Here is a 7,996-nt window from a genome sequence, read left to right as displayed (position 1 = left end):
AGGCTTGCGCGGTTTTTTTTCGGGGCCTTCGGCGTTGGGCGGGATTCGCGCCGTCACGGGTCGTGGGGAAGGGCTGTCGTGGTGCTTCGAAACCATTGTGTCGGGGGGGGAATCGGCGGTTGCGTCGCCTCACTGCCGAGGATCGTGCGGAAGGTGCGAGCGGACGTCCCGATGGACGGGGACCCGTCCCGGGTCGTGCAGGAGGTGCGAGCGGACGTCACATATGCCGCAAATTCGGATATCGCATCGGGACCCACAGCCGAATACGACGCCACCCGGGATGATCGTTGTGGGTGGTCGACCGAATGCTTGGATGGTGCTTGTTGGCGGCCAAACGGAAGGCCGACGGGAACCTGTCCCAAATCGAACGCCACGATGGACATGAACCTGCTGCGGGTCTCGCTGAAGGTGCGAGCGGACGTCACATGTTCCACACATACGGATATCGGATCGGGACCCACACCCGAATCCGACGCCACCCGGGATGATCGTTGTTGGTGGTCAACCGAATGCTTGGATGGTGATTGTTCGCGGCCAATCCTGGAGGGATGGCCGCGGGCGCAGCAACCGCATGTTTGGCCCACCATATGTAAAAACGCGGGCCTCTGGCCCGCCACCAGCAGGCGTCCTGAAGGGACGACACATTTCAGCGAAGGGTTAAGGAGGCGGAGCCGACGCAACCCTGGTTGCCTGGAGTTCCCGCATCGAGCTCTGAAGGAGCGGGGCTATGAAGCTATCGGAATTCACGCCACCTCCTATGGTCCAGGAGGGAGCCCCCTCTTCCCGAAAGGGCGTCACCCCCGATGACGCTTCGCGGAGCCGCCCCTACAGGGCTGGGGTTCGGGAACCTCGAACAACCAGGGTTGCGTCGGCGTTGCCTCCTTAACCCTTCGCTGTAATGTATCACCCCTCCGGGGTGCCCGCTGGTGGCGGGCCGTTGGCCCGCGTTTTCATCAAATTGTGGGCCAAACATGGGGTCGCTGCGCCCGCGGCCATCCCTTCAGGATTGGCCGCGAACGGCGCACATCCAGGCAGGGGTCCAGGTTCGGGAGCAGGGTGGGCCAGACATGGGTCGCTGCGGCCGCATCCATCACTTCAGGATTGGCCGGGACCGGCGCCCATCCAGGCAGGGGTCCATGTTCGGGTGTTCAATGGATGCTGGATTTCGCGACAAACGGAAGGCTGACGGGAACCTGTCCCGAATCGATCGTCAATATGGATGGGAACTCGCCCCGGGTCGCGCTGAAGGTGCGACCGGACGTCACTTTGGACCACCATTTATTTAGAACGCGGGCCTCGGGCCCGCCACCAGCGGGCACCCCGGAGGGGTGACACAGTACAGCGAAGGGTGAGGTGCCGCTGAGGCACCGTAACCCTGGTTGTTGGGAGTCCCCGGTCCCCAGCCCTGTAGGGGCGGCTCCGCGAAGGGTCATCGGGGGTGACGCCCTGTCGGGAAGAGGGGGCTCCGGTCAGGACCAAACGGAGGTGGTGTGAACGCCGGTGGGGCTTCGTAGCCCCGCTCCTTCAGAGCTCGATGGGGGAACTCCAGGCAACCAGGGTTACGCCGCCGTCCCGGCGTCTCACCCTTCGCTGTATTGTGTGACCCTTACAGGGTCCCTGCTGGTGGCGGGCCGTTGGCCCGCGTTTTAAATAAGTTGTGGTCCAGGCATTCCGTTGGCCATCCCTCCAGGATTGGCCGCGAACGGTGCACATCCAAGCATCCGGTTGATCGTGGACAATGTCCATCACCGGAACAACGGACCGCCTTCGCTGTATTGTGTCGTCCCTTCAAGGCCCCTGCTTGTGGCGCACCAAAGGCCCGCGTTTTAATCAAATCGTGGTCCAAGCATACGGCCGCTGCGCCCGCGGACATCCTACAGGATTGGCCGGGAACGGCGCCCATCCAGGCAGGGTCCCCAATCCGGGTGTCACATGGATGCTGGCGCGACCCGGCGATGGGTGCGCACATTTTCCCTATAAAACATGTCCGTGTCGGGTGTAAATGTCGTGTAATAGACGTCTCGTTTGAGGCTATGCGTGTTTGTGAGACGTCTTGTTTGCCAACCCAACGGAACCCGCCGCACCCCCGCCTGTCTCATTTCGCCATCGACCGCAGATCACCTGGCGCTCCTTTTTTGAGTGACGATCCGACGAACAGGCCGTCGTGCCAACCGCGAGATCACCGAGCCCGGAACCCAACGGAAACCCTCCTCTTCGAAACGAGCAGTGAGTGTCACGATGACCGAACGACCCGCCGACCCCGGTAGGCCGGACCCCGGATGGCCGGACCCCGATGGGTTGGGCTCCGAACCGCGTCCCGAACATGACGCCCTTCGGCTCCTTCACTTCGTGCAGGCCCGGGATCCCGAGGCGCTGGCCCAATGGATGACGGCCTTCGGCGCGGTGAACGGCGGCGCGGCGAACGCCAGCCGCGCCGAGGCGCCGGTTCCGGAAGACGCCCGACCCCAGGATGCGAAACCGGAAGCGCGGCTCGAAGAAACCCCCCCAGCCGATGGGTTTCACAGCCAGGCGGCGTTGGGGCCCGGGGCGGTGTGCGGTCCCTTCCGCATCGAACGGAAGTTGGGTCGCGGCGGCATGGGCAACGTCTACCTGGCCACGCGCTCCGACGACCTCGATCTCCAGGTCGCGCTCAAGACCCTCCATTCATGGAACCCCAAGATGATGTCGCTCTTCCGCAAGGAGTGCAAAATCCTCTCGGGCCTGCGCCACGTCAACATCGCCCACCTCATCGACGCCGGCACCTTGCCCTCCGCGAACTCCGTGGTAAAAAAAACCGCGACCCCCAGCCCCCGCCCCGCAAACCCGAAACCTCCCCGCCACGCAACCGCATGGGGGACACCGCTTCACCGTGTTATTTCTCCGTAAACCCATATCTTGTGTTGACCCCGGAGGTGGGCCGCATTATATTGGGGCAGATTTCGGTTTTGATTCGTCGAATGCTTCTGTTCGGCGAACACGTGAATAGGGAACCCGGTGAGATTCCGGGACTGTCGCGCAGCGGTATTTGGGAACGAAAGCCGTTCGAGAGGCACTGGCGCAACGGCGCTGGGAAGCTACGGCTGGTAGGAGACCCCACGGGGTCGCGCCCATGAGTCCGAAGACCTGCCGGAATCGAGTCGCGCGCCGATCGCCTCACGCGATCCGCCGCCGCGGCTGGTGTCCGAGCCTTCGCGTCAAAGGCGTTCGGAAAACATCGACGAAATCGGGCCGCCCGAATGTTCCCGGCCGACCCGTGGTGTTTTTTCCCCGAGACGGCTCGGCACCTCATTTTTTGGGAGGTGCCTCTGTGCAGGTAGAAACGGAATCTCGGTCTCCGCAAACGCCGGTCCCCGATCGCGACTGGCTCTCGATGTTCGAAATGGTCTTCCCCGAGAAGGCCAACCACTACAGCACCCTGTTCGGCGGACAGGTCATGCAGCTCATGGACAAGGCCGCCTTCGTGGTCGCCACCCGCGAGGCGCGCCGCCACGTGGTCACCGTCTCGGCCGAGGACGTGACCTTCCTCGCGCCGGTCAAGGTCGGCCACCTGGTGGAGGTCCGCGCGCGAATTGCCGGCATTGGCCGTTCCTCGATTCGGGTCGAAACCCAACTCTTCTCCGAGGACACCCTGTCCACCGACCGCACCCTGTGTGCCCGCGGCCATTTCGTGCTCGTCGCGCTCAACCACCAGGGCCGCCCGGTCGCCGTCAACGCGGGAGGTGATGCGTGAACCCCACCGTGCAGATCAGCGAAAACCAACAGCAGCCGAACCCGCGCACCACCGATTTCGAGGTCATCCGCCGCGATGGCGGCCTCACCGCGTGGGACCCCGCCAAGATCGAACGCGCCCTGGCCAAGGCCTTCCTGGCCGTGCACGGCGATGCCGCCGCCGAGAACGAACGCATGCACCGCCGCGTGCCGGAACTGGCCGCGCAGGTGGCGGCGGCCGTCACCCGCCACAAGGCCGCCGGTGCCAAGATCCACGTGGAAGAGATCCAGGATCAGGTGGAACTGGTGCTGATGCGGGCCGAAGAGTACAAGGTCGCCCGCGCCTATGTCCTGTATCGCGAGGCACGTGCCGAAGAACGGGCGCGCGTGGACGGCGCCGCCGACGCCGAGACCGGCCTGTGGCTCCAGGACGAACTGGGTCGCCGGCTACCCATGAACCCAGCCGAGTGGCGTGCCTTGGTACGCGGAGCCTGTGCCGGGATCGAGGACGTCGACGCCGAAGCCGTGCTGAAGGAAGGGCTGGCCACGCTCTACGACGGCGCCACCACCGCCGAGGTCTACCAGGCACTGGTCTTCGCCGCGCGCGCAGAGATCGAACGCCAGCCGCGGTACAACCTCGTCGCCGCGCGGCTCCTGCGCATGCGCCTGATTCGCGAAGTGCGCCTGTTCGGCGTGTCCCAAACGGCGCGGCGCAACGCCGTGCTGGACCGACCCTTCGATTATGGCCAGGCGTTGGTCGCGTTCGTGACGCGCGGAATCGAGGTGGACCTGCTCGATCCGCGACTGGCGCAGTTCGATTTGGCGCGGCTGGGTGAGGCGTTGGTCGCCGATCGCGACGACCTGTTCACCTACCTGGGCCTGCAGACACTCTACGATCGCTACTTCCTCCAGCACGAGGACCTGCGCGGCGAGATGCCCCAGATCTTCTTCATGCGCGTCGCCATGGGGCTGGCCCTCGAAGAAGTGGACCGCGAGGCCAAAGCGATCGAGTTCTACCATTTGCTGTCCACCTTCCGGTTCATGTGCTCCACCCCGACCCTGTTCAACAGCGGGACGCGGTATCCCCAACTTTCCTCCTGTTTCCTGACCACCATCGGCGACGATCTGGGCCGCATCTACGACGGCATCCGCGACAACGCCCTGCTCTCCAAGTTCGCGGGCGGGATCGGCAACGACTGGACGCCGGTGCGCGGCATGGGCGCCCACATCAAGGGCACCAACGGCAAGTCCCTGGGCGTGGTGCCCTTCCTCAAGGTCGCCAACGACACCGCCGTCGCCGTCAACCAGGGCGGCAAGCGCAAGGGCGCGGTCTGCGCCTACCTGGAAGTCTGGCACGTGGATATCGAGGACTTTTTGGAACTGCGCAAGAACACCGGCGACGATCGCCGCCGCACCCACGACATGAACACCGCCGTCTGGGTGCCCGACCTGTTCCTCAAGCGCCTGAGCGAGGAGGGCGATTGGACCCTGTTCTCGCCCGACGAGGTGCCCGACCTCCACGAGAGCTTCGGCCGGGACTTCGAGGAGCGTTACCGAGCCGCCGAGGCGCGCGCCGACCGCGGCGAGATTCGCGTGTTCCGGCGCATGCCGGCCTGGCGCCTGTGGCGTAAGATGCTGACGATGCTGTTCGAGACGGGCCACCCCTGGATCACCTTCAAGGACGCCTGCAACGCCCGCTCGCCCCAGCAACACGTGGGCGTCATCCACAACTCCAACCTGTGCACCGAAATCACGCTCAACACCTCGGCCGACGAGATCGCCGTCTGCAACCTGGGCTCGGTCAACCTGGTGGACCACCTGCGCGACGGCACCATCGACCACGACCGGCTGCGCGAGACCGTGCACACCGCCATGCGCATGCTGGACAACGTCATCGACATCAACCACTACACCGTGGCCGCCGCGCGCAACGCCAACCTGCGCCACCGTCCGGTGGGCCTGGGGATCATGGGCTTCCAGGACGCACTCTATCGGCTGGGACTGCCCTACGATTCCGAGGGCGCGGTGACCTTCGCCGACCAATCGATGGAGGCCGTCAGCTACTACGCCTTCGAGGCCTCCGCGATGTTGGCGGCCGAGCGCGGGCGTTACCCCAGCTACGAGGGCTCGCTGTGGTCGCGCGGCATTCTGCCGATCGATTCCCTGGCGTTGCTCGAGCAGGAGCGCGGCGGCTTTTTGGAGGTGGATCGCACGATGCACCTGGACTGGGCGCCGATCCGAGCCTTGATCGAACGTCACGGCATGCGCCACTCCAACTGCCTGGCCATTGCGCCAACCGCCACGATCTCCAATATTTGCGGCGTGTCCCAGTCGATCGAACCGACCTACCGGCACCTGTTCGTCAAGGCCAACATGTCCGGTGATTTCACCGTGGTGAACCCGCACCTGGTGGCCGAGCTGGCGGCGCTGGGCTTGTGGGACGAGACCATGGTCGCCGATCTCAAGTACCACGAGGGCTGCCTCGAACCGATCGAGCGCATTCCCCAGGAGCTCAAGCGCCGCTTCGCGACCGCTTTCGAGATCGAGGTGCGGTGGTTGATCGAGGCGGGCGCCCGCCGTCAGAAGTGGTTGGACCAATCGCAATCGCTGAACCTGTACCTGGACCGACCCTCGGGTCGCATGCTGGACGAGATGTACCGGCTGGCCTGGCGACGCGGTCTGAAAACGACCTACTACCTGCGTTCGATGGGCGCGACCCATGCCGAGAAGGCGACGGTCGAGCAGGCCACGCTGAACGCGGTCGAGGTCTGCAGTATCGACGACCCCGACTGCGATGCCTGCCAGTGAGCGATGACGTCCCAGGCTACCCGGGATAGGCGACGGGGCAGGGGGCGACCCTTCGAAGCGATCCATCTCGGTGGTACCCGGATCCAAAGAGGGACGTCGAGGCGGTAGGTTGGGCCGCCGGCCCGACGCTTCGAAGCGATCCACCTCGGCAGGACCCGAATCCAAAGAGGGTCGCCTCGCCTGCTCGAGGCCGTCGTCCTGGCCAGCCTGCACCATCATCTGAAACTCAAACCTCGACCCGGGCGATCACCGCACGTCCGAACCAAACCAAAGCGGTTCCACAGGAGAAAAATATGCTGAATTGGAACGACCCGACCCCGACCGAACGCCCGCCGTCCGCCCGCATGCCTAACCCCGCCCCCCGTCCAGCCTCGACCGCCGCGGTGGCTACCCCGCCGCCACCCGAGATCGCCCAGGGCGGCGCCACCGGCTTGGAACAGGTGGCCCTGGGCGCCGGCCGCCTGCGGGTGGAAGACAAGCGCATGATCAACTGCCGCTCCGACCTGAACCAGTTGATCCCGTTCAAATACACCTGGGCCTGGGACAAGTACCTGGCCGCCTGCAACAACCACTGGATGCCCCAGGAAATCGACATGTCCGCCGACGTGGCCCTTTGGCAGCGGCCCGACGGGCTCAGCGACGACGAGCGCACCATCATCAAACGCGGCCTGGGCTACTTCTCCACCGCCGACTCGCTGGTCGCCAACAACCTGGTCCTGGCCGTCTACCGCCACATCACCAATCCCGAGTGTCGCCAGTACCTGCTGCGCCAGGCGTTCGAGGAAGCGCTGCACACCCACGCCTACCAGTACGTCATCCAGAGTTTGGGCCTCGACGAAGCCGAAGTCTTCAACATGTACCGCGAGATTCCCTCGGTGCATCGCAAGGCCGCCTTCAGCCTGCAATTCACCGAGGCGCTGGCCGATCCCAACTTCCGCACCGGCACCGAGAAGACCGACCGCGAGCTGTTGCGCAACCTGATCGGCTTCTACGTACTTACCGAGGGGATCTTCTTCTACGTGGGGTTCGTGCAGATCCTGTCGTTTGGCCGCCAGAACCGCATGGTGGGCACGGCCGAGCAATTCCAGTACATCCTGCGCGACGAGAGCATGCACCTCAACTTCGGCATCGACGTCATCAACCAGATCCGTCAGGAGAATCCGCAACTGTGGACCGATGGGCTGCAGGCAGAGGTGCTGGAGATGATCGATCAGGCGGTGGCGCTGGAGCAGGCCTACGCGGTGGACACCATGCCGCGCGGCGTCTTGGGCCTCAACGCCGACATGTTCGGCGGCTTTTTGCGCTACATCGCCAATCGCCGCTGTCGCCAGATCGGCCTGAACGAGCTGTATCCGGGCGCAGTCAATCCCTTCCCCTGGATGAGCGAAATCATCGATCTCAAGAAGGAGAAGAACTTCTTCGAGACGCGCGTGCTGGAGTACCAGAGCGGCGCCGCGCTGAGCTGGTAACGCAAAACGGA

The 7,996-nt window shown here is 64.6% G+C and carries 4 protein-coding genes and 1 riboswitch; all 4 genes read left to right on the top strand.

Features of this window, described 5'->3' with window-relative positions; translation table 11 throughout:
* The first annotated feature begins 2,238 nt into the window (after window positions 1–2,238).
* The 4 genes from J3U87_RS29955 to J3U87_RS29940 all read left to right on the top strand — a co-directional run bounded on the left by J3U87_RS29955 (window position 2,239) and on the right by J3U87_RS29940 (window position 7,985).
* The gene (locus J3U87_RS29955) at window positions 2,239–2,886 is read left to right on the top strand and encodes a protein kinase (RefSeq protein ID WP_237379472.1); all 648 of its coding nucleotides are present in this window, start codon (window positions 2,239–2,241) and stop codon (window positions 2,884–2,886) included.
* Window positions 2,887–2,923: 37 nt separating this feature from the next.
* A riboswitch (cobalamin riboswitch) is annotated at window positions 2,924–3,145 on the top strand.
* Between the two features lie 162 nt (window positions 3,146–3,307).
* A complete protein-coding gene (locus J3U87_RS29950) occupies window positions 3,308–3,730 on the top strand; it encodes an acyl-CoA thioesterase (protein WP_237379471.1) in 423 nt (140 codons plus the stop codon).
* On the top strand, window positions 3,727–6,516 hold the full coding sequence (locus J3U87_RS29945; RefSeq protein WP_237379470.1) for a ribonucleoside-diphosphate reductase subunit alpha: 2,790 nt from the start codon (window positions 3,727–3,729) through the stop codon (window positions 6,514–6,516). The genes J3U87_RS29950 and J3U87_RS29945 overlap by 4 nt, the downstream gene beginning before the upstream one ends.
* Window positions 6,517–6,809: 293 nt before the next feature.
* Entirely contained in the window at window positions 6,810–7,985 is a 1,176-nt protein-coding gene (locus J3U87_RS29940; RefSeq protein ID WP_237379469.1) for a ribonucleotide-diphosphate reductase subunit beta, read from the top strand.
* The last annotated feature ends 11 nt before the right edge of the window (window positions 7,986–7,996 follow it).

Source organism: Sulfidibacter corallicola, assembly GCF_017498545.1.
Lineage (GTDB): Bacteria > Acidobacteriota > Holophagae > Acanthopleuribacterales > Acanthopleuribacteraceae > Sulfidibacter > Sulfidibacter corallicola.
The sequence above is the reverse complement of the archived record's forward strand: the minus strand, read 5'-3'. Positions and strand labels throughout refer to the sequence as shown.

Coding starts and splice junctions, on each gene's coding strand:
- J3U87_RS29955 (WP_237379472.1), top strand. CDS start 2,239: ATGACCGAACGACCCGCCGACCCCGGTAGGCCGGACCCCGGATGGCCG.
- J3U87_RS29940 (WP_237379469.1), top strand. CDS start 6,810: ATGCTGAATTGGAACGACCCGACCCCGACCGAACGCCCGCCGTCCGCC.